This is a genomic window from Sedimenticola selenatireducens (assembly GCF_963675335.2).
In the GTDB taxonomy this organism is placed as follows: Bacteria; Pseudomonadota; Gammaproteobacteria; order Chromatiales; family Chromatiaceae; genus Sedimenticola; species Sedimenticola selenatireducens.
Genome location: NZ_CAXXYC010000003.1, coordinates 926,149 through 946,614 on the forward strand (window position 1 = coordinate 926,149; position 20,466 = coordinate 946,614).

Annotated in this window: 21 protein-coding genes; 13 read left to right on the plus strand and 8 right to left on the minus strand. The window is 54.6% G+C overall.

The annotated features are described in order from the left end of the window. Positions 1 to 4: 4 nt before the first annotated feature. The 4 genes from ACHZBF_RS07950 to ACHZBF_RS07965 all read left to right on the plus strand — a co-directional run bounded on the left by ACHZBF_RS07950 (position 5) and on the right by ACHZBF_RS07965 (position 4,502). Complete coding sequence (locus tag ACHZBF_RS07950; RefSeq protein WP_321528139.1) at positions 5 to 1,180, plus strand: phosphoglycerate dehydrogenase; 1,176 nt, start codon at positions 5 to 7, stop codon at positions 1,178 to 1,180. A 212-nt stretch (positions 1,181 to 1,392) separates the two neighbouring features. Further along, complete coding sequence (gene pheA / locus ACHZBF_RS07955) at positions 1,393 to 2,478, plus strand: prephenate dehydratase (protein WP_029132420.1); 1,086 nt, start codon at positions 1,393 to 1,395, stop codon at positions 2,476 to 2,478. A 33-nt stretch (positions 2,479 to 2,511) separates the two neighbouring features. Continuing rightward, the gene (hisC, locus tag ACHZBF_RS07960) at positions 2,512 to 3,624 is read left to right on the plus strand and encodes a histidinol-phosphate transaminase (protein WP_029132421.1); all 1,113 of its coding nucleotides are present in this window, start codon (positions 2,512 to 2,514) and stop codon (positions 3,622 to 3,624) included. Beyond that, entirely contained in the window at positions 3,624 to 4,502 is an 879-nt protein-coding gene (locus ACHZBF_RS07965) for a prephenate dehydrogenase (protein WP_029132422.1), read from the plus strand. The genes hisC and ACHZBF_RS07965 overlap by 1 nt, the downstream gene beginning before the upstream one ends. Positions 4,503 to 4,800: 298 nt before the next feature. On the opposite strand, the gene ACHZBF_RS07970 is transcribed toward ACHZBF_RS07965, so the two are convergent. Further along, positions 4,801 to 5,034 carry a DUF1289 domain-containing protein gene (locus tag ACHZBF_RS07970; RefSeq protein ID WP_321528140.1) on the minus strand — a complete coding sequence of 78 codons (234 nt, stop codon included), beginning with the start codon at positions 5,032 to 5,034 and terminating at the stop codon, positions 4,801 to 4,803. A gap of 256 nt (positions 5,035 to 5,290) precedes the next feature. After that, a complete protein-coding gene (locus ACHZBF_RS07975; RefSeq protein ID WP_029132423.1) occupies positions 5,291 to 5,491 on the minus strand; it encodes a (2Fe-2S)-binding protein in 201 nt (66 codons plus the stop codon). A gap of 173 nt (positions 5,492 to 5,664) precedes the next feature. Between ACHZBF_RS07975 and bfr (ACHZBF_RS07980) the strand changes: the two genes are divergently transcribed. The 3 genes from bfr (ACHZBF_RS07980) to ACHZBF_RS07990 all read left to right on the plus strand — a co-directional run bounded on the left by bfr (ACHZBF_RS07980) (position 5,665) and on the right by ACHZBF_RS07990 (position 7,499). Further along, positions 5,665 to 6,132: a bacterioferritin gene (gene bfr / locus ACHZBF_RS07980; protein ID WP_029132424.1), complete on the plus strand. Its 468-nt coding sequence runs from the start codon at positions 5,665 to 5,667 to the stop codon at positions 6,130 to 6,132. Positions 6,133 to 6,157: 25 nt separating this feature from the next. Beyond that, on the plus strand, positions 6,158 to 6,643 hold the full coding sequence (gene bfr / locus ACHZBF_RS07985) for a bacterioferritin (protein WP_029132425.1): 486 nt from the start codon (positions 6,158 to 6,160) through the stop codon (positions 6,641 to 6,643). A gap of 247 nt (positions 6,644 to 6,890) precedes the next feature. After that, entirely contained in the window at positions 6,891 to 7,499 is a 609-nt protein-coding gene (locus tag ACHZBF_RS07990) for a DUF4202 domain-containing protein (RefSeq protein WP_029132426.1), read from the plus strand. Positions 7,500 to 7,622: 123 nt separating this feature from the next. Here the strand turns inward: ACHZBF_RS07990 and ACHZBF_RS07995 are convergent, their stop codons facing one another. Both ACHZBF_RS07995 and ACHZBF_RS08000 read right to left on the minus strand, forming a co-directional pair. Beyond that, the gene (locus tag ACHZBF_RS07995) at positions 7,623 to 8,816 is read right to left on the minus strand and encodes a KamA family radical SAM protein (protein ID WP_321528141.1); all 1,194 of its coding nucleotides are present in this window, start codon (positions 8,814 to 8,816) and stop codon (positions 7,623 to 7,625) included. A gap of 292 nt (positions 8,817 to 9,108) precedes the next feature. After that, positions 9,109 to 9,540 carry an Lrp/AsnC family transcriptional regulator gene (locus tag ACHZBF_RS08000; RefSeq protein WP_462691998.1) on the minus strand — a complete coding sequence of 144 codons (432 nt, stop codon included), beginning with the start codon at positions 9,538 to 9,540 and terminating at the stop codon, positions 9,109 to 9,111. 178 nt (positions 9,541 to 9,718) lie between these two features. Here ACHZBF_RS08000 and ACHZBF_RS08005 point away from each other — a divergent pair, with 178 nt between their 5' ends. Further along, complete coding sequence (locus tag ACHZBF_RS08005) at positions 9,719 to 10,975, plus strand: D-amino acid dehydrogenase (RefSeq protein ID WP_273437661.1); 1,257 nt, start codon at positions 9,719 to 9,721, stop codon at positions 10,973 to 10,975. 132 nt (positions 10,976 to 11,107) lie between these two features. Here the strand turns inward: ACHZBF_RS08005 and ACHZBF_RS08010 are convergent, their stop codons facing one another. Continuing rightward, a complete protein-coding gene (locus ACHZBF_RS08010) occupies positions 11,108 to 11,509 on the minus strand; it encodes a hypothetical protein (RefSeq protein ID WP_321528142.1) in 402 nt (133 codons plus the stop codon). A 199-nt stretch (positions 11,510 to 11,708) separates the two neighbouring features. On the opposite strand from ACHZBF_RS08010, the gene ACHZBF_RS08015 reads away from it, so the two are divergent. Next, the gene (locus tag ACHZBF_RS08015) at positions 11,709 to 13,442 is read left to right on the plus strand and encodes a sensor domain-containing diguanylate cyclase (protein WP_321528143.1); all 1,734 of its coding nucleotides are present in this window, start codon (positions 11,709 to 11,711) and stop codon (positions 13,440 to 13,442) included. A gap of 141 nt (positions 13,443 to 13,583) precedes the next feature. Next, positions 13,584 to 13,994 carry an MEKHLA domain-containing protein gene (locus tag ACHZBF_RS08020; protein WP_321528144.1) on the plus strand — a complete coding sequence of 137 codons (411 nt, stop codon included), beginning with the start codon at positions 13,584 to 13,586 and terminating at the stop codon, positions 13,992 to 13,994. Here ACHZBF_RS08020 and ppnN read toward each other — a convergent pair. The 3 genes from ppnN to ACHZBF_RS08035 all read right to left on the minus strand — a co-directional run bounded on the left by ppnN (position 13,969) and on the right by ACHZBF_RS08035 (position 17,786). Further along, positions 13,969 to 15,405, minus strand: coding sequence for a nucleotide 5'-monophosphate nucleosidase PpnN (gene ppnN / locus ACHZBF_RS08025; protein WP_321528145.1), 1,437 nt, complete (start codon positions 15,403 to 15,405; stop codon positions 13,969 to 13,971). The two genes, ACHZBF_RS08020 and ppnN, sit on opposite strands and share 26 nt — an antisense overlap. A 354-nt stretch (positions 15,406 to 15,759) precedes the next feature. Then, a complete protein-coding gene (locus tag ACHZBF_RS08030) occupies positions 15,760 to 16,935 on the minus strand; it encodes a vWA domain-containing protein (protein ID WP_029132432.1) in 1,176 nt (391 codons plus the stop codon). Positions 16,936 to 16,940: 5 nt separating this feature from the next. Beyond that, positions 16,941 to 17,786 (minus strand): AAA family ATPase, encoded by an 846-nt coding sequence (locus ACHZBF_RS08035; RefSeq protein ID WP_037374691.1) that lies wholly within the window; start codon positions 17,784 to 17,786, stop codon positions 16,941 to 16,943. Between the two features lie 263 nt (positions 17,787 to 18,049). Here ACHZBF_RS08035 and ACHZBF_RS08040 point away from each other — a divergent pair, with 263 nt between their 5' ends. The 3 genes from ACHZBF_RS08040 (at position 18,050) to arfB (ending at position 20,342) form a co-directional block, all read left to right on the plus strand. Beyond that, complete coding sequence (locus ACHZBF_RS08040; RefSeq protein WP_288106259.1) at positions 18,050 to 18,331, plus strand: YebG family protein; 282 nt, start codon at positions 18,050 to 18,052, stop codon at positions 18,329 to 18,331. Between the two features lie 304 nt (positions 18,332 to 18,635). Next, the gene (locus tag ACHZBF_RS08045) at positions 18,636 to 19,919 is read left to right on the plus strand and encodes a nucleoside recognition domain-containing protein (RefSeq protein ID WP_321528146.1); all 1,284 of its coding nucleotides are present in this window, start codon (positions 18,636 to 18,638) and stop codon (positions 19,917 to 19,919) included. A 9-nt stretch (positions 19,920 to 19,928) separates the two neighbouring features. Continuing rightward, positions 19,929 to 20,342 carry an alternative ribosome rescue aminoacyl-tRNA hydrolase ArfB gene (gene arfB, locus ACHZBF_RS08050; RefSeq protein ID WP_029132436.1) on the plus strand — a complete coding sequence of 138 codons (414 nt, stop codon included), beginning with the start codon at positions 19,929 to 19,931 and terminating at the stop codon, positions 20,340 to 20,342. Positions 20,343 to 20,466 lie beyond the last annotated feature (124 nt).

Consider the following 20,466-nt stretch of genomic DNA (forward strand, 5'->3'; position numbering starts at 1 on the left):
ATCTATGCACAAAATCTTGACCCTGAACAACATCGCTGTCGCCGGCCTGGACAGGCTGCCCCGTGATAGTTACGAGATCGCCTCTGAGATCACCCACCCGGACGCAATTCTGTTGCGCTCCTTCAAGATGCACGATATGGAGATACCCCCGACCGTCAAGGCCATCGGCCGGGCCGGTGCCGGGGTCAACAATATCCCGGTGGATCGCATGACCCAGCAGGGCGTGGTGGTGTTCAATGCGCCTGGTGCCAATTCGAATGCAGTCAAGGAACTGGTGCTGGCCGGCATGCTGATGGCTTCGCGCAACATCGTCCAGGCCTGGAACTTTGCCAGAGGGCTGAGCGGTGAGGATGGGGAGATAAATAAGGCGGTCGAGGCGGGCAAGAAAAATTTTGTCGGCTTCGAGTTGCCGGGACGTACCCTGGGCGTAGTGGGGCTGGGGGCGATCGGGGTCAAGGTCGCCAACGCGGCCCATGCTCTGGGTATGAATGTTATCGGCTACGATCCCACTATTACGGTCAGGAGCGCCTGGCAGCTCTCTTCCGATATCAAGCAGGCCTTGAGCGTGGATGATCTGGTTTCCAAGTGTGACTACATCACTTTCCATGTCCCCCTGATTGATTCCACCCGGCACATGATCAATGCCGAACGCCTGAAGTGCATGAAGAAGCACAGCGTGCTGCTCAATTTTGCCCGCTCCGGGATTATTGATGACGAGGCGGCGGTGGCGGCGCTCGACAGCGGCCATCTCTACGCCTATGTGTGCGATTTCCCGAGCAATCTGTTGAAGGACCACCCCCGCTGCATCACCCTGCCGCACCTGGGGGCCTCCACGGCGGAGGCGGAAGAGAACTGTGCTGTGATGGTGGCGGATCAGGTACGCAGCTATCTGGAGGATGGCAACATCACCAATTCGGTCAACTTCCCGGATATCAATCTGCCGAGAAACGGTGGCCACCGTATCTCCGTGGTTAATTCCAATGTGCCCAACATGCTGGGTCAGATCTCCACCGATCTGGCTGAGAGCAACCTGAATATCATCGATATGCTGAACCGGTCGCGCAGCGATGTGGCGGTGACTCTGATCGACGTGGATCAGGCCCCGGACGAGGCCACGCTGCAACGCATCGCAAGTATTGCCGGGGTGCTGTCGGTGCGCTGTTTAGGCTGTTCCGAGTAGTTTAAGGCTTTGTCGGGTTACGCCTTCGGCTAACCCGACCTACGGCTACGGCTGTGTGTAGCGATGCGTATTCCGCCAGATCAATTCAGAATGTAGCACACCCAATTGGCTGTGCTGGATAACCGTCATAAGGTAGAATGCTCCTCCTTATGGCGGGGCGAACCGCAGCTCCCCGACACACCACTAACCCTTCATATCATTGGCCGACAACTATGAGTGACCCGGAGAGCCTGCAACAGATCAGATCACGTATCGATGCCCTGGACAGCCAGATCCAGGAGTTGATCAATCAGCGTGCGGCGGCTGCCCAGGCGGTGGCCAAAATAAAACAGAGTGAAGACGCTGATGCCTTTTTTTACCGTCCGGAGCGGGAAGCCGCCATTCTCCGGACCATCAAGCGGCGCAATACCGGACCGATGGGCAGTGAAGAGATGGCGCGGCTGTTTCGTGAGATCATGTCCGCCTGTCTGGCCCTGGAACTACCGATGCGGGTCGCCTTTCTGGGTCCGGCCGGTACCTTTACCCAGGCGGCGGCCCTGAAGCATTTTGGCCATTCGGTCGAGACGGTGCCCATGCACTCCATCCCGGACATCTTCCGTGAGGTGGAATCGGGCAATGCACACTACGGGGTGGTGCCGGTGGAGAACTCCACCGAAGGGGTGATTAACCATACCCTGGATATGTTCATTTCGTCCTCCCTCTCTATCTGTGGCGAGGTGATGATGCGCATTCACCACCACCTGCTCAGCCAGGAGTCCGATCTGGGCAAGATCCAGCGGGTCTACTCCCATCAGCAGTCACTGGCCCAGTGCCGGCTCTGGCTGGATCGGAATCTGCCTCAAGCTGAGCAGATCACCGTGGGCAGCAATGCCGAGGCTGCGCGCCTGGCTGGCAAGGAGAGTGGCAGTGCTGCCATCGCCGGTGAGATGGCCGCAGAGCTGTACAAGCTGAAAGGGCTGGCACGCAACATTGAGGATGAACCGGACAACACTACCCGTTTTCTGGTGGTCGGGCGCCAGCTCGCCTCTCCCAGCGGAGAGGATAAGACCACGCTGATGTGTGCTACGCGCAATGTCGCGGGCGGCCTCAACGCGCTGCTGACCCCGCTGGCCAAGCATGGTATCAGCATGTCGCGGATCGAATCCCGACCCTCCAGGCAGGGTAACTGGGACTATCTCTTCTTTATTGATATCAATGGGCATCGGGATGACCAGAATGTCCAGCAGGTGCTGGCTGCCCTGGAATCTGAGTCCCGGCTGCTAAAGGTGTTGGGCTCCTACCCCAACGCCGTGCTTTAAATACGCCGTACTTTAAATACAAGGAAATCCATTATGACCGAGACGACCAACCGATTTCTGGAGCTTGCAGTGCCCGGTGTCACTAATCTCAAGCCCTATGTGCCAGGCAAGCCGATATCCGAACTGGAACGGGAGCTGGGTATTACAGATTCGGTCAAACTGGCCTCAAACGAGAATCCACTGGGCTGCAGTGAGCTGGCCAAAGCGGCGATTCGGGCGGAACTCGCCCAGGTGGGTCTCTATCCTGATGGCGGTGGGGTGGAGCTGCGTGCCGCGCTGGCGGCCAAGCATGGCATTGCACCCAATCGGATCACCTTGGGTAACGGTTCCAATGATGTGCTGGATATGATCGCCCGGGTGTTCCTTGCGCCGGGTTACGAGTCGCTGTTCTCTCAGTACGCCTTTGCCGTCTACCCCATCAGCAGCCAGGCGGTGGGGGCTACGCTGAATATTGTTCCGGCCAAGGATTATGGTCATGATCTGGAGGAGATGCTCAACCGGGTGGGGGAGAAGACCCGGGTGATCTGGATCGCAAACCCGAACAACCCGACCGGAACCTGGCTGAACGGGGAGGAGCTGGAAGGCTTTATCGCCGCCGTGCCGTCCAATGTCATCGTCGTAGTGGATGAGGCCTATATAGAATATGTCGATGAGCCGGATTATCCCGATGCCAGTCAGTGGCTGGATAAGTATCCCAATCTGATCGTGACCCGCACCTTCTCCAAGAGCTATGGCCTTGCTTCACTGCGCGTCGGTTATGGTCTCGCCCATGCCGATATTACCGATTTGCTGAATCGGGTGCGTCAGCCCTTCAATGTCAACAGCATGGCCCTGGCGGCCGCCAAGGCGGCGCTGGAGGATCCGGCGTTTATTCAGCGCTCGGTAGAGATGAACCGGGTCGGCATGGCGCAGATGACCAGCGCTTTTGAAACCATGGGACTGGACTATATCCCATCGGTGGGCAACTTTATTACTGTGGATGTCGGGCGCCCGGCGGCCGAGGTGGATCAGGGATTGCTGCGCACCGGCTGCATCACTCGCCCGGTGGCCAACTACGGCCTGCCCAATCACCTGCGTATCACCATCGGCACTGAGCCCGAAAACAGTCGCGTGTTGGCGGCGCTGCGGCAGGTGCTGGCAGGATGATTATTCGCCGACTGGCCATCATCGGTGTAGGACTTATCGGTGGCTCGTTGGCACGTGCACTGCGCGTGGCCGGTGCGGTGGACGAAATTGTCGGCTGTGGCAGGGGGCGTGGGAACCTGGAGCGGGCTGTCGAACTGGGTGTGATCGACCGTTACACTCATGATGTGGGTGAAGCGGTAAGCGGTGCCGATATGGTGTTTCTGGCAGTGCCGCTGGGGGCCATGCGGGAGACCTTCGCTGCCATGCAGGGGCATCTGGCCGCCGATGCGGTCATCACCGATGGCGGCAGCGCCAAGTTCAGTGTGATTGACGATTGCCGCGCGGTGTTCGGTGAAGTGTTGCCCAACCTGGTGGCAGGGCACCCCATTGCCGGCACAGAAAATAGTGGTGTGGAGGCCTCTTTTGCCGAGCTTTACCGGAACCGTCGGATCATTCTGACCCCCACGGAAGCGACCTCCGCAGAGGCCCTGTCGCGAGTACAGGCCATGTGGCAAGCCTGTGGCGGCGAGATCACCCTGATGAGTGTCGAGCATCATGACGAGGTGCTGGCCGCTACTTCACATCTGCCCCACATGCTCGCCTTTGGTCTGGTGGATACCCTGGCAAGGATGAAGGAGAACGATGAGATTTTCCGTTATGCTGCCGGTGGATTCAGGGACTTTACCCGGATCGCCTCAAGCAATCCGGTAATGTGGCGTGATGTCTGTGTTGCCAACCGCAGAGCACTGGGGGAGATGATGTCCCATTACCTCAGCGAGATGCAGGAGCTGGCCGAGACCATTGAGCGCGGCGACGGTGATCAGTTGCTGGAGATATTCAGTCGGGCGAAGAGTGCCCGTGACCGCTATATCGATGGGGTGTTGGACTCCACGGAGTGATCCCGTGCTGATGTCTCGTGGGGTAAAAAAGGTTATGTCCCAATTAGTTGTTGCTCTTGTTTTGGCTTAGCTTGGCGATTCGCCCGGTAGGAGCGGCGCCTCGCCGCGAATTCGGCCCGGGGCGGGCCTCCTGCAGGTCAAACCCCTCTCCGGCGACCAAGCGTAGCGCTAGGAGTGGCTTCAGCCGAGAATTTCGCGGTTAAACCCGCTCCTACAAAAAGGCCACTTATCATGCAACAGTTAACTGGGCATAGCCTAAAAAAGGGCGTCAAGCCACTCGCCACTGACGCCGGTCTAACTACCAGTCGCCCAAACCCAATTGAGGGCGCGCCGCCAAGCGCTTCCTGCACAACTGCAGTAGCGCGGCTCGCGTGCTTGCGCTATACGATGTCCAGCCTTTGATCTCATCGAGTGATCTCCCGCAGCCGATACAGATGTCATTATCGTCCAGGGTGCACATGCGCACACAGGGGGAGTGCAATGCCTCATTCTGAGTCACCAGGTATCGACGATGGTAAATGTCACGGTCCATACTATGGGAGGCTAGGAGAGGTGGGGCATGGGTTAAACCATGCGAAAATAAAGGTCGTGTATTCCACGCCACATTTCTTCTGATCAACCCTTTCCCTGGCCCGGTTCGCAAGCCAGTTTCTGCAGAATTCTCCAACGTTTGTGGTGTCCGGAGAGCGGGCTTCTTTTAGCCATGCGGTCAAAAAAATCTGCAAGGCCTGAGTGTGCCCTCTTGTCACCGGTCCCGGTGTGGATATGTCGCTTCATCTATAGATCCCTCAGGCCGCGGCTGCACAATTCGGGGCGCACGCTGGTGACTGAATCACCTCAAGCAGCACGCTGCGGGCGCAATCGGCGCAGCGGCCACAACAGGTCGCGACATTCAGCTGCTCACCCAACGCCTCCAGAGAGTTCGCTCCATTGTTGGCGGCTGCCCGGATATCCTTATCGGTTACACCATGACAAATACACACATACATATTGAGAGTCTCCGCTAAGGGTGCAAATGAGAATGATTCATAATATAATTAAGATCACCGCATTTGTCCAGAGGTACGGTCGGCGATTAGCGGACAAGGGTTGAACAGAGCGTTGGTATGGTGCCGTGGTTGGACTATACCTAAAGGGTATCCAGGTTGAATTGGGAGGGGAGATGCGAGGTGAAAAACAGGTAATTGCCGAACTTAACGGCACTTTACGCAGCCAGTTGACGGCTATAAACCAGTTTTTTTTGCATGCGCGGATGTTCGGAAACTGGGGGCTTGGTGAACTTAACAAGCATGATTACGACTGGTCAATCAAGGCGATGAAGCACGCGGATGTACTGATTGAGCGAATCCTGTTTCTGGAAGGCCTGCCCAATCTGCAGGATCTGGGCAAGCTTTTGCTGGGTGAGGATGTACAGGAGATGCTGCAGGGGGATCTGAAGCTGGTGGCGGATCTCCGTGCCGGACTGCTCGGGGCGATCGCCCTGTGCGAGGCCGAGCAGGATTATGTTTCACGAGATCTCCTGGAGGATATTCTGGAGGCCGAAGAGGCACATATCGACTGGCTGGAGAGCCAGCTCTGGCTGATCGCCAATGCCGGGTTGGAGAATTATCAACAGTCCATGGCTTCCTGAATGATGACCGACGAGGAGAAAAATAATGAAGGGTAATCAGCGGGTTATTGAGCAGCTGCAACACCTCCTGGCAGGCGAGTTGGCGGCCAGGGATCAGTATTTTATTCATTCACGCATGTACGATGACTGGGGACTGCCCAAGCTCTATGAGCGCATTAATCATGAAATGGAAGACGAGACCCAGCATGCCGATGCCCTGATCAAGCGTATCCTGTTTCTGGAAGGAGTGCCCGATCTGTCGGTTCAGGACCCACTGCGCGTCGGTAAAACCGTACCCGAGATGTTACAGAATGATCTGGATGTGGAGTATCAGGTGGTTGCCGCGCTGAAAAAGGTCATAGCCATCTGCGAAGAGGAACGGGATTTCCAGACCCGGGAGATTCTTGAAGTGATGCTGGATGACACGGAAGAGGATCACGCCTACTGGCTGGAGAAACAACTCGGCCTGATCAAGCGTGTCGGGCTGGAAAATTATCTGCAGTCACAGATGGGACAAGACAACGGAGTCTAGTTCGCTGGCGATCAGGAGTCTGATTAGCTATTCAGAGAATAATTATTCTGATCCGGTTTTCAGACCCGTCTGCTTTAGGCGCCCAGGGAGCGCCCTGTGCACTTTCTCTCCCCACCTGTTTTTCCTGGACTCATTAGCATGCTATTCCTAAGGTATTGAATAAACATGGTTATTGATATCAGTGGTTTTTGATTTTTTCATCTCGAGCAGGTATATAATAGACCGCTAATGAAGTTTTGGAGGCGGTATGTCGGCACAAGAAAAATTTGAAAAGGCCCTGGCCCTGTTCGATGAGGCCAATGGGGAAGATCCCAATCGGGTAACCGTCGCCGGTGAGGAGTGGCCAAAAGAGCTGCTCTATTCCCATCGTATGTCGGAGATGCTGTCACGTTATGCGCCGCAGACGGACGATGCCATGAAGCTGGCGATTCACGCACAGCATATTCAACGCTGGAAGACCCCCCGGAATTCATACCCTGAAGGACGCCAGGGCTACTTTCAGTGGCGCACCGGTCTCTATAAATTTCATGCGGAAACAGCCGGCCGGCTGATGGCCGAGGCGGGCTACGATGAAGCGAGTATCGAACGTGCCAAGACGGCCGTCGGTAAAAAAGCCCTGAAGGTGAATCCGGACAGTCAACTGCTGGAGGATGTGGCCGACCTGGTGTTCATTGAACACTACATGCTCGAATTCGCCGAAAAACACCCGGAATATGACGAAGAGAAGTGGCTCGACATTATCCGCAAGACCTGGGCGAAGATGTCGCCTGCGGCCCGGCAGTTTGCCCTCTCCGGGGCACTAACGCTGCCGGAACCCCTGATACCCCTGATCCAGAAGGCGGTCAGCGGCAAATAGCTCTTCTCCGTTTGTCGGGTTACGCTTACGGCTAACCCGACCTACACCACACCGCGTAGGTCGGGTTAGTAGCGTGTAACCCGACGAATAAACCGGCTGTATGATCTTCCGTGGACAGCTGATTCAGAGGGTGATCGGCTCCATATCGTCCAACCAGCCCGCCTGCTCATCCAGCCGCCGGACCATGATTCGTGATGCCTGTTCCTGCTCTTCGGCGCGTGCGTGAATCTGCTTGAGTATCAGGTTGTCGCCGCTACGACCGCAGATCTCTATCTTGCCGATATCGTGTCCGAGGATGAACTTGAACCGTTTAGCGTAACCGTCCAGGCGGCTGCGTGCCCGATCCACCATGTCCACGCCACGCTTCAGTGGCACCTGGAAGTGGTGGCGCACGCGTGACACCGGCATGCACTGGTAGAGGTAGTAGGGGTTGACACCGATCCGGGTCAGACCACTCATTAACTGTACCAGTGTCTCTTCGTCGTCATTAATACCCCGTAGCAGCACTGCCTGATTATTCACGGCAATGCCTGCGTTGCGCAGCCGTGCCACCGCATTTGTGGCTTCAGGGGTGATCTCGTTCGGGTGGTTGAAGTGGGTCGGTACATAGAGCGTTTTTGTCTGATTGAAATCGGCCAGATATTCAATCAGTTCATCGTCCTGAAAACGCAGCGGATAGACCACCGGTGCCCGGGTACCTATCCGCACGAAGTTCAGATGGGGTATGGAGCGCAGTGTATCCAGCATGGAGCGGATAATGGTTGTCGGCAGCATCATCGGGTCGCCACCGGATACCACGACATTGCTGATCTCGGGGTGTGCAGCAATATAATCCGCGGCGGCGCGGAAGTTCTGCACGGTCTGATCATTGGGTAATCCAACCAGCCGTTTACGGAAACAGTGCCGACAGTACATGGAACAGTATTCGGTGGCCACGACCAGGGCGGTATAGCCGTACTTGTGCAGTACGCCGTTTCCCTTGTCATGTTTGTCGTCCCCGTAGGGGTCGCCGGTGGTCGCACCCATTTGGCCTGCCACTACCAGCTCATCGCCCGTGGGAACAGCCAGCTTGCGGATCGGATCGTTCGGGTCATTCCGGTCGATCAGGCTGAGATAATAACGCGGGATATTCATCGGATGTGATTCAACCACCTGGTTGATATCACGCTCCTCTTGGGCTGAAAGATCGATAAATGCCTTCAGATCCGCGACGTTGTGAATATTGTTTTGTAGCTCTTGCTTCCAGTCCATGGTCGACCAGTCGGTCGTATTATTTGATGCTTGGTGGGATGTTATAGATTTGTGCGCTAAAGACATGATGCTCCGTAGTTAAGATTGCTCATCCAAAAATTATTGTTTATACAGGTAAAAAACGCCGGCCATAATAACACAGGCAGAAAAATATTTAGTGCACAAATAATAATTGATGATCTGGTGCGGGAGTGGGTGGAAGCGGATACCGGCTGCCAGACATTACAGTGGTAGTACCCGGTAGTGTGGAAGTGAGAGCAATAGCTGTCGATTGAAACTGCTGGCCGCGGGATGAAATGATCAGCAGGTCGTGCGCCGAGGCAGACGTACTGCTCCCGCATTGTGGATGGATTTCTGTCTATTCCAGCGGATAAGCGGTGCTCTTGCAGACGGTGCGTATGCCAAAAGCCGTTTTGATACGGGCGACACCGGGAAGCCGTGACAAGTGGTGCCGGTGTAGCCGTTCATAATCAGTGGTACCGGCAGCGGCAACCCTTAACAGGTAGTCTGCTTCGCCGGTCATCAGATAACATTCCATGATTTCGGGGTTCTTGCGAACTGCTGTCTCAAAGGCCTCCTGGCATTCGACACTCTGACTGTTCAACGTAATCTCGACGAAGATGGTGGTCGGCCTGCCGATCGCCGTCGGGTCAACCAGCATGACATAACCAGCAATCACCCCGCGCTCCTCCAGCTGTTTGACCCGCCTGAGACAGGCCGAAGGCGAGAGATTGATCCGTTCCGCCAGCTCGGCATTAGTCAATCGTCCGTCGAGCTGGAGCGTGCTCAAGATCTTTCTGTCTATCGGATCTAGTTTCATTTGTCGCATATTATGTTAGAAAATCATCTAATAAAAGCATTAAGTTGCGCTTAATCAGTATTCATTGACTGTATTTGCAAGCACCTGTCTGTCGCTTTCACGTATGCTTTTGCCTGTTTTTGGCATTTCATCACTGGAGCGGACACAAATGAAAGTCATCATTCTTGGCAGTGGCGTCATCGGCGTAACCAACGCCTATTATCTTGCTCGGGAGGGTCATGAGGTGACGGTCATCGATCGTCAGCCGGAGGCCGCCCTGGAGACCAGTTTTGCCAATGCCGGCGAGGTCTCTCCCGGTTACTCGGCACCCTGGGCCGCGCCGGGCATTCCACTCAAAGCGATCAAATGGATGATGATGAAACACAGCCCACTGGTGATCCGTCCACAGTTTGATCCGGCAATGTGGTCCTGGAGTCTTCAGATGCTGCGTAACTGCACCACTGCGCGCTATGAACAGAACAAGGGCCGCATGGTCCGACTGGCCGAGTACAGCCGGGATGCGATCAAACAGCTTCGGGCAGAGACTGGAATTCAGTACGATGAACGCAGCCGCGGCACCCTGCAGATGTTCCGCAATCAGAAACAGCTGGATACCGCGCAGACCGACATGGCCATTCTTGACCGCTATGGCGTCCCTTACGAATTGTTGGACAGGGACGGGTGCCTGATGGTGGAACCGGGCCTGGTCCATGTAAAGGAGAAGGTGGCAGGCGGGTTGCGGCTGGTGAATGATGAGACCGGCGACTGTTTTCTGTTTACCCAGCGTCTGGCTCAAGAGGCCGAGCGACTGGGTGTCGAGTTCCGCATGGGAGTCAATATACGACGCTTGCTGATGGAGCGGGGCAAGATCAGTGGCGTGGAGACCGATGCCGGTATCTTTAACGGAGACAGCTATGTGATGGCCCTGGGCAGCTATTCGCCACTGTTGCTCAAAGCGGTCGGCATCAAGGTGCCGATCTATCCGGTCAAGGGTTATTCCATCACATTGCCGATAGTGGATGCTGATGCAGCACCGGTGTCCACCCTGATGGATGAGACCCACAAGGTTGCGATTACCCGCCTGGGTGACCGCATCCGGGTGGCGGGTACTGCAGAGCTTGCCGGCTATAACCTTGACTTGGATGAACGTCGGGGTGAGACGGTCAAGTTTGTCGTTTCTGATCTGTTTCCCAAAGGTGGGGATCTGGCCAGAACCGAGTTCTGGTGCGGACTGCGTCCCATGACCCCGGATGGTACGCCCTGTGTCGGCGCTACCCCTATTTCCAATCTTTATCTCAATACCGGACACGGTACGCTTGGCTGGACCATGGCCTGTGGCTCAGGTCGACTGTTGACTGATCTGATTAGCAGCAAGCGTCCAGAAATCGACACCAATGGACTCTCCATTGACCGCTATGCGGCGTGATTTTTTACAGGAGATGAAAACATGAAGACAAGTCAGACCAGTGATGCGCCGATTGAGATCGAGGTGATCGCAAAACTGTAACGGATTTTACAGCATGCGTGACGGATCCCTGATTCGTCACGCGGTTGCATGTCATTTAGTTACTTGTGATAAACGTTCAACGATTTGTAGAACCTCCCTGTAGGCCGCCTCAATCTTTGCCTCTGTTTGCTCCTCTTCCTGGGTTTGCAGCAAGGAGAGGCATGTCTCATGATAGTCGGTGAGTGCTTGTTTAAGTTCATCCAGACTTGCGGTCTTGTTTAATCTATCTGAAGGTTGTGCGTCCAACAGTTCTACGGCCGCCGCCCGCATTATGATCTTCTCGTTTCCGGTTGCATTTTCCATGGCCTGAAGCGGCCCGCTTTTCTCCAGTTCCATACCCTTGTAGAAAAATTTCTGACCAATTTCAAGATCGCTGAATTTCATAAAAAAGCCTGTTTGCCCAGGGTTGGTTATGTGATTACCCAGTATTTTACCTTGTAAAAATCTGCCCATGGTATTTACTTTAACGGGTGGGTAGAGAGACAAATCCTTGAGGTATGTCAATAATTAAGGGGAGGTGTTTTTCATTAAGAAATCCGTTCCCGGTTTTTTTTGCCAGACTCTGTTTTTATATGCGTTTTTAGTTGCAGGCAAGAATTACCCTATCTAGAGTATGCAAACGACATGACCAGCCCACTAGCGGGATTTCTACATGGATCAGTTTAATCAGGCGCATATACTGCTTGCAGGAACAGCAGATACCGCGAACGAGTTTTTCAGGCATGCCGCCCAGGCAATAGCGGTGGCTAGCGAAAGTCGCTGGGGCGGGATCGGTTTCAGTAAACCGGAATCATCCGAGATCGAGGTTGTGGCGCTCTGGGATGGAGAGGGGTGGGGTGTCCCTTTTCTAATCCAAATCCCCGGCTCTCCCTGTGAACTGGTCTATCAGACGACTCCTGAAAATATGCATGTTTACTTTGCTGATGGTCTTCAGGATACCTTCAGCACCTGTGATTTACTGAAGTCATTGGGAGCAGAAAGTTATCGGGGACAGGCGTTTTATGGAGAAGACCGGCGGATAGCGGGTCATATATTCGCTCTGGATGACAAACCACAACCCGACAGTGCCGGTGTTCGCTTCTTTTTCGATTTGCTGAGCCGAAGGATGAGCACGGAACTTCGCAGATTCAATCAGCAGAATACACTGCGACGTTACACCAACATGATCGCTATTACCCGAAATATGATGTCCTTTATTGATAGGACGTATACCTATCGGGCGGTGAGTCAGGGATATGTCGATACATTCAATGCCCCACATGAAAAACTGATTGGAAAAAGAGTTGATGAGATACATGGTCATGAGTTATTTCAAACAGTACTGAAGCCGCTATTGGACAGCAGCTTTCAGGGAGAAAGTATCAATACCCGGCACTGGATCTACCCTCCCGATATGGCACCGAAATATATCGATGTCTGGCAGACACCCTATGTGGAGGCGGATGGCACGATCAGCGGCACTGTGGTCAGTGGCCATGACATCACTGAACAGAAGGCGATTGAAGAGACACTGCAGAAATTATCCCTGGCCATCACTCACAGTCCGGTATTGACGGTAATCACCGATCCCAACGGCGTGATTGAGTATGTCAGCCCGATTGTCGAGAAGATCACCGGTTACCGACCGGAAGAGGTGATTGGTAAAACACCCAGTCTGTTTAAATCCGGCAGGACAGACCGCAAGCTTTATCGTGAGCTCTGGCTGGCAATTAAAAACAAGCGGCCGTGGCAGGGCGAGTTAGAGAATCGGCGCAAGAGTGGTGAGTACTATTGGGAGAGTATTTCTATTGCCCCGGTACTGAATGAGCGGGATGAGCTGGTTGCTTTTGTCGGCATCAGTATGGATGTTTCAGAACGCAAACAGATGGAGCAGCAACTCAAGGAGCTGGCATCTACCGATCCGTTAACAGGTATTTTCAACCGACGTCATTTTATGGAAGAAGTGGAATCCCAGCTGGCCTATTCAAAACGTTACCAAACTCCGCTTTCGTGCATGATTATCGATATTGATCATTTCAAGCAACTCAATGATAACGGCGGCCATGCACTGGGTGACGAGGCGATTCTGAAATTTGCCGAAGTAACCCATGAGACGATACGAGTTGTGGATGTATTCGGTCGCATGGGAGGTGATGAGTTCGCCATTGCGTTGCCCGATACGGATGACAGAGAGGCGCTGGTACTTGCGGAACGGTTGAAAGAGAAGGTCAGTAAGTTGACCATCCAAAACAATTTGCACTCCAGTCAAATGACCATCAGTATCGGTTTGGCCACATTCCCGAGTCATGGTGACATTAGTGAATCGGTGAACAAGCTGCTCAGCCGTGCCGACAAGGCGTTGTACGAGGCAAAACGGGGTGGCAGAAATCTCGTTGGTATTGCATGAAAATGCGGGAGTGGATAACTCAAACCCGATTCCATCCCGATTATACCAGGGCAATATTTCACTACCATGCAGCAGCACGCCATGTCGAACCGGATAATCCCCTCTGCTGAAAACTGCTATCGGCAGGATCAAGCTATAATCTTGTGTGATAGCTTCTATCGATTGACCGGCAGAAAGCTGCTTGACTGTGACGAGGCATCATTGGGTGAGTCGCTTTATTTCGCTCCCTTCGTTGTTGTGTCACATGACACCGCTGTTGAGCCGATATTCAATTATGCCAATAAGATGGCACTGGACCTGTTCGAGATGAGCTGGGAACAGTTCACCTCGCTTCCGTCACGCCAGTCAGCGGAACAGCCGCAGCGGGAGGAGCGGGAACGCCTGCTCAGCGAAGTCGCTGCGCGGGGTTATATCGACAACTATACCGGTGTCCGCATATCCCGGACCGGCAAAAGATTTTTTATCCGCAACGCCACGGTGTGGAATCTCCAGCATCTGGGGGAATTTTTCGGACAGGCCGCCATGTTCAGGGCATGGTCACCGGTTCAATAATCCGTGGTTGATTGCCAGTGGCCGTAGCTGTTGCTTTCACGATCTCATAACAGGGCACATACTCACCTGTTACCTTCATGCGTCCCTGGCGGGCAAATGAGGTCAATAACTCGTCCATGGCATTCATCAGCTCCGGCTCCCCCTTAATCTGAAACGGTCCATGCTCACGAATGGCATTGATCCCTTGTTCCTTCACGTTTCCGGTAACGATCCCAGAGAGTGCGCGGCGCAGATTGGCCGCCAGTTCCTGCGTGGGAAGATCCCGGGAGAGTTGCAGTTTCGCCATGGATTCATGATCCGGCACAAAGGGTTCCTGAAACTCCTTTTCGATATGTAGTGACCAGTTGTAATGAAAGGAGTCGTCGCGCTGCCGGCGCTCCTTGGTGACGTGCAGCAGGGCGTCGCTGACCAGTTTGGCGATAAGGGTGGGATTGCCGATTACTTTTCTTACCAGATTCAGCGCCGTGCTTCCCAGAGTCATCTCGATAAAACGAATTACCGCATCAAAATAGCTACTGGAAGATTCCGGACCGGTGAGGAAGATAGGCAGTTCAATATCGTGGTTATCCGGATGCGATAGCACGCCGAGGACGAACAGCAACTCCTCCATGGTGCCGACCCCGCCGGGGAAAACTATCAGCACATGGCCCAGCCGGATAAAGGCCTCCAGACGTTTCTCGATATCGGGCATTACAATCAGTTCATTGACAATGGCGTTGGGTGCCTCCGCGGCAATGATGCCAGGCTCGGTGAGTCCGATATGTCTCTCATTGGTGTGTCGTTGCTTGGCGTGGGCGATCGCAGCGCCTTTCATCGGCCCCTTCATGGCGCCCGCGCCGCAACCGGTGCAGATATCGATTCCCCGCAGGCCGAGGTGGTAGCCGATCTCCTTGGTATAGTCGTATTCCTCAGCCGGAATGGCATGTCCACCCCAACAGACTACTGTATTGGGTCGTTTGCCGGGATGGAAAGCACCGGCATGCCGCAGCCGATAAAAGATCTCGTGACTGATCTGCATATTGGGCGCGATCTGTTTGTGATTACTGGTGGTGTCATGCAGATAGAGAATGTCGCGCAGTATCGAGAAGAGGTGATAGCGGATACCTTCGATCAACTGATCATCGACGAATGCGTCCGCCGGCGCGTTGGCTACCTCCAGCACAATACCCTGGTGCCGCTCCCTGACCTGGATATCGAAGTCCGGATACAGGGACATCAGCTCTTCACAGTTGTCGATCTGGGAGCCGGAGCTGAGAACCGCCAGTGCGCATTTGCGGAACAGTCGATGAAGCCCGGTGCCGGTGACATCTCTCAGTTGTTCGATCTCCCGTTGGGAGAGGATGGCCATGCGGGAGGCGGGGCGGATAGTGCTGTTGACTACTTTTTTATGAAACACGGTCTCTTTTAACATTGGACATCCTGCTGGGCCGGCATTACCCAGCCACTAAAAGTGTTATCTGGTAGATGCCGGGGTGGGGCAATTGTTCAAACGGATCTGTAGTCGATCTCTGTGAACTGCCGGAATCCGGCGATCCCTGTTGTTTTTCTGGAATAGTTTAAGCATAGACGATTAGCGCATTATCGTCCGGAAACACCGTCGACGCGCAGAGCGTACAGGGCCTGGGTTAAGGTTCCATGAATGGACTTTTTCGGATCGTGACGGGGTAGAGTCAATTCAAGTCAGCGCCAAAATTTCAAACAGCCATATTCTGACCCGTTTGATCCCGTCCGTGCCAGTGAAGTCATGAGATTCGGACGAGTGTCGCTACTGACTCAGTAGCCTCATGCCGCCTTCAAGACCCTCCAGGGTAAGCGGGAACATGCGGTTCAACATGATTTCCCGAATCAGCTGGATCGATTCGATATAGGGCCATTGATGCTCCGGCTGCGGATTGATCCAGATGGCATTGGGGTAGGCCTCAAGCAGCCGTCCCATCCAGGCCATGCCGGTCTCCTGGTTCCAGTGTTCCACCGAGCCGCCGGCATAGGTGATCTCGTAGGGGCTCATGGTGGCATCACCCACAAAGATCAACTGGTAATCTGAACCGTAGGTGTGGATGACATCCCAGGTGGAGAGGGGCTCGGTGTGGCGGCTGCGGCTGTCTTTCCAGACCGCTTCATAGACACAGTTATGGAAATAGAAGTGCTCCAGGTGCTTGAACTCCGAGTGCGCGGCCGAGAACAGCTCCTCGCAGATCTGCACATGGTCATCCATGGAGCCGCCGACATCCAGAAACAGCAGCACCTTCGCCTTGTTGTGCCGTTCCGGTACCATCTTCAGGTCCAGCAGCCCGCCGTGATGGGCAGTTGAGCGGATGGTCGCCTCCAGGTCCAGCTCTTCCGGCGCGCCACTGCGGGCGAACCGGCGTAACCGCTTCAGCGCCACCTTGATATTGCGGGTGCCCAGTTCAACCGAGTCATCCAGATTGCGAAACTCGCGCTTGTCCCATACCTTGACCGCCCTGCGATGGCGTGAACGATCCTGTCCAATGCGTATCCCTTCCGGGTTATACCCATAGGCGCCGAATGGGGAAGTGCCGCCGGTGCCGATCCACTTGCTGCCGCCCTGGTGCCGCTCCTGCTGCTCTTCCAGCCGTTTTTTCAAGGTCTCCATCAGCTTCTGCCAACCCATGGCATCGAGTTTTTTCTTCTCCTCTTCACTGAGGTGTTTCTCCAGCTGCTTGCGCAGCCAATCCTCGGGAATCTCGGCGGTAATATCGCCGCCGGCATCGACGATCCCCTTGAAATAACTGCCGAAGGCCTGATCAAAGCGGTCGAACAGCCGTTCATCCTTTATCAGGCAGGTGCGGGAGAGATAGTAAAAATCATCCACGCTGGAGAAGATGACCTGCGCCTGCATGGCTGCCAACAGATCCAGAAACTCCCGGATGGTGATCGGCAGTCCGGACTCTTTCAGATGATAGAAGAACTCAACCAGCATGACGGTCAGGAGCGGCTGCGACGATGCATGAAGGCGAGACGCTCAAACAGATGGATGTCCTGCTCGTTTTTCAACAGGGCTCCGTGCAGGGGCGGGATCGCCTGGCGCTGGTCGCCGCTGTGCAGTGCCTCCGGGGGGATATCCTCCGCCATCAGCAGTTTGAGCCAGTCCAACAGTTCCGATGTGGACGGTTTCTTTTTCAGGCCGGGAACTTCGCGCAACTCGAAAAACACCTCCAGCGCCTGTTTCAGCAGCTGTTTTTTCAGGTCAGGGTAGTGTACCGCGACGATTTGCTCCATGGTTTCCTTGTCAGGGAAACGGATGTAATGGAAGAAGCAGCGGCGCAGAAAGGCGTCAGGCAGCTCCTTCTCATTGTTGCTGGTGATGATGATCAGCGGCCGGTGTTTCGCCTTGATCAACTGCTGGGTTTCATAGACATAAAACTCCATACGGTCGAGCTCGCGCAACAGGTCGTTGGGGAATTCAATATCTGCCTTGTCCACTTCATCAATCAGAACCACGGAATGTTCATCATGGGCAAAGGCGTCCCACAACCGGCCTCTGACGATGTAATTGCCGATGTCGTGCACCCGGTCATCGCCCAGTTGTGAATCCCGCAGGCGGGAGACTGCGTCATATTCGTACAGCCCGTGCTGGGCCTTGGTAGTGGATTTGATATGCCACTGAAACAGCGGTTGGTTGAGTGACTTGGCCACCTCTTCGGCCAGCATGGTCTTGCCGGTTCCCGGCTCGCCCTTGATCAGCAGTGGGCGCTCCAGTTGAATCGCGGCATTGACGGCGAGCATCAGGTCATCTGTCGCCACATAGGTATCTGTTCCGTTAAATCGCATAGCTGTTTCCGAGTGTATTGGTATGGTATCCGGCCTATTCTCCAACAATATCGTTTCAATTGAAATAAATCTGATCGGTGCATAGATAAAAAGGGTGTTCGACTTGACGTTCTATTTACGTTCTATGTATGATGTATCTGGCTTCGCGGAAACCCTTATCGGTGCAAGTTCGATCAGGGTTCGCCGAGGTCGACAGTAATCCATCTCGTCACTCTTTCGGGTTGGTGAGGTTAAATACAGCTTCAGTGCAGGGTGGGAAGACTATGGCCGTTATTGCAATGTGGAAATGTGACCGGGACAACAGCATGTTTGAAAACAGAAAAGAGGCCGATGCCCATGATCGAATGCTCGAACTGGGTGAACACTTTTCACGCCTGCTGGAGCAGGTGATTCCCGAAGTTGATGAGCATTCTGCCGAGGAATTCGGGCTGGTGCTGGCTAGGAACAAGGAGTTGATCATCCAGGCCTGCAAGGGCAGGCCGGAGGTGATGTCGGAAATAGAGTTACAGGATAAAAAAGTTACCCAACTGACTGCATCCCGTTGACGGTTTTGGAAGCCGGTAGCACCGCGACACTCCCCCATACCCACACGCTACCGGCTTCTACCTTTCTGTAATTCTGAGCGATTTTGCGGAGATTATTCGCAGTTCCAGCAAGACTGCTGTTTAGCTTGCCTTTTTTGTGGTGCGTTCTGTCATGGTGGGGATGATGGCTTTTAGCTGATCACCTGCCAGGCACCGCCAGTGTCTTTATAAGAGCGCATTGCCCGAGTCACCGATCAAGGCATGTTGCCCTAAATTCCCACATCGCGTATAAGCGGTAGCAGTTTAACCAAGAACTGTTGTCATCATGAATATCGTCTTTTTTCTGTTGGTGCTTATTGCCTTTTTGACGGCGGCCTGGCGGCAGTTCAGCCTGCCTGCGGCCGACGTCAGCCCGATGGATGCGCTCTCCAAGGCGATGATTGACTCGGCCACCGGGGCGGTGGAACTGGCATTGGGCCTGGTGGGTGTCATGGCACTGTTTCTCGGCCTGATGAAAATTGCCGAGCAGGGTGGATTGCTGAAGATACTTGCCCGCCTGATTCGGCCATTGATGATCAGGCTGTTTCCCGATGTGCCGGCGGAACATCCCGCCATGGGGGCAATGATTCTGAATATGTCAGCCAATATGTTGGGGTTGGGCAATGCCGCCACACCGTTTGGCATCAAGGCGATGCAGGAACTCAATCGACTGAACCCCTGCAAGGGAAGTGCAACCGACTCCATGGTCCTGTTTCTTGCCATCAATACCTCCAGTATCACGCTGTTGCCCACGGGCGTGATCGCTCTGCGCGCATCGGCCGGCTCGGCCGACCCGGCCGGCATTCTGCCGACCACCCTGTTTGCCACACTCTGCTCAACTCTGGCTGCGATTCTCGCGGTCAAGGGCTACCGGCGATTTTTTCCGATAACCCGGGGGACGGTAGATAGGGATGAGGCTGAACCGATGACGGAGGCACCGGAAATCCCGCCGGCGGCGGATGAGGGAGTCGGTTACCCGGCCTGGGTATCCCTGACGGCGCTGATCGGTTTTCTGCTGTTGATCCCGCTGACCGTACTCTATGGACAGGTGATCTCTCCCTGGATCCTACCGGTTTTGATGCTCGGTTTCCTGCTGTTTGGTGTGATCCGCAAGGTGCCGATCTATGAAAGTTTTGTCGAGGGAGCCAAGGATGGATTCCAGGTCGCCCTAAAAATTATTCCCTATCTGGTGGCCATTTTGGTGGCGGTTGGTATGTTCCGGGCCAGCGGTGCCATGGAATGGCTGGTGGGCCAGATCGGCCAGATAACCACCTTGGTCGGACTGCCCGCAGAGGCTTTGCCGATGGCACTGCTGCGGCCCCTGTCAGGGTCGGGTGCCTACGGGGTCATGGCCTCGATCATTAACGATCCCGCCATCGGTCCGGACAGCTATATCGGTTACCTGGTCTCCACCCTGCAAGGATCGACCGAGACCACCTTCTATGTGCTCGCGGTCTACTTTGGCGCAGTCCAGGTCAGGCGTATCCGCCACGCGCTGGCCGCCGGTCTGACCGCCGATATTGTGGGCGTGATAGCGGCGGTGGTCGCCGTTTCATTTCTCTACGGATAGAATATCGGCATGCTGTATATCTCCAACAGTGTGACCATTCCCGAGAGCGAAATCGAGTTCTCTGCCATACGTGCCCAGGGCGCGGGTGGCCAGAATGTCAACAAGGTCTCGACTGCTGTCCATCTGCGCTTTGATATCAAGGCCTCCTCCCTGCCTGCCTTTTACAAAGAGCGGTTGTTGCATTTCAACGATCAGCGCATCTCCAAAGAGGGGGTCGTGATTATCAAGGCGCAAAGCCATCGCAGCCAGGAGAAGAACCGTGAAGAGGCATTGGCGCGTCTGAAGGAGCTGATCATCTCGGCGACAAAGATTCAGAAACCACGCAAACCGACACGGCCGACTCGAAGTTCACAGAAAAAGCGTCTGGAAAGTAAAGGGAAGCGGGGCAGGATCAAGGCGCTTCGAGGTCGGGTGGATGATTAGGCGGGCTGGGGATCATATACTGATCAACCTTTGATATAGCGCAACATCAGGTGATTGGCGCCTATGTTAATGGTTTGATTCGGAGCATTATGCAGTCTTGGTCTGGTGAGAATTCTCAGGGGAT

Excerpts from the sequence above, each read along its gene's own strand:
- ACHZBF_RS07950 (WP_321528139.1), top strand. The coding sequence starts at position 5 with ATGCACAAAATCTTGACCCTGAACAACATCGCTGTCGCCGGCCTGGAC.
- pheA (WP_029132420.1), top strand. The coding sequence starts at position 1,393 with ATGAGTGACCCGGAGAGCCTGCAACAGATCAGATCACGTATCGATGCC.
- hisC (WP_029132421.1), top strand. The coding sequence starts at position 2,512 with ATGACCGAGACGACCAACCGATTTCTGGAGCTTGCAGTGCCCGGTGTC.
- ACHZBF_RS07970 (WP_321528140.1), bottom strand. The coding sequence starts at position 5,034 with ATGGACCGTGACATTTACCATCGTCGATACCTGGTGACTCAGAATGAG.
- ACHZBF_RS07975 (WP_029132423.1), bottom strand. The coding sequence starts at position 5,491 with ATGTATGTGTGTATTTGTCATGGTGTAACCGATAAGGATATCCGGGCA.
- bfr (WP_029132424.1), top strand. The coding sequence starts at position 5,665 with ATGCGAGGTGAAAAACAGGTAATTGCCGAACTTAACGGCACTTTACGC.
- bfr (WP_029132425.1), top strand. The coding sequence starts at position 6,158 with ATGAAGGGTAATCAGCGGGTTATTGAGCAGCTGCAACACCTCCTGGCA.
- ACHZBF_RS07990 (WP_029132426.1), top strand. The coding sequence starts at position 6,891 with ATGTCGGCACAAGAAAAATTTGAAAAGGCCCTGGCCCTGTTCGATGAG.
- ACHZBF_RS07995 (WP_321528141.1), bottom strand. The coding sequence starts at position 8,816 with ATGTCTTTAGCGCACAAATCTATAACATCCCACCAAGCATCAAATAAT.
- ACHZBF_RS08005 (WP_273437661.1), top strand. The coding sequence starts at position 9,719 with ATGAAAGTCATCATTCTTGGCAGTGGCGTCATCGGCGTAACCAACGCC.
- ACHZBF_RS08010 (WP_321528142.1), bottom strand. The coding sequence starts at position 11,509 with ATGGGCAGATTTTTACAAGGTAAAATACTGGGTAATCACATAACCAAC.
- ACHZBF_RS08015 (WP_321528143.1), top strand. The coding sequence starts at position 11,709 with ATGGATCAGTTTAATCAGGCGCATATACTGCTTGCAGGAACAGCAGAT.
- ppnN (WP_321528145.1), bottom strand. The coding sequence starts at position 15,405 with ATGTTAAAAGAGACCGTGTTTCATAAAAAAGTAGTCAACAGCACTATC.
- ACHZBF_RS08030 (WP_029132432.1), bottom strand. The coding sequence starts at position 16,935 with ATGCTGGTTGAGTTCTTCTATCATCTGAAAGAGTCCGGACTGCCGATC.
- ACHZBF_RS08035 (WP_037374691.1), bottom strand. The coding sequence starts at position 17,786 with ATGCGATTTAACGGAACAGATACCTATGTGGCGACAGATGACCTGATG.
- ACHZBF_RS08040 (WP_288106259.1), top strand. The coding sequence starts at position 18,050 with ATGGCCGTTATTGCAATGTGGAAATGTGACCGGGACAACAGCATGTTT.
- ACHZBF_RS08045 (WP_321528146.1), top strand. The coding sequence starts at position 18,636 with ATGAATATCGTCTTTTTTCTGTTGGTGCTTATTGCCTTTTTGACGGCG.
- arfB (WP_029132436.1), top strand. The coding sequence starts at position 19,929 with ATGCTGTATATCTCCAACAGTGTGACCATTCCCGAGAGCGAAATCGAG.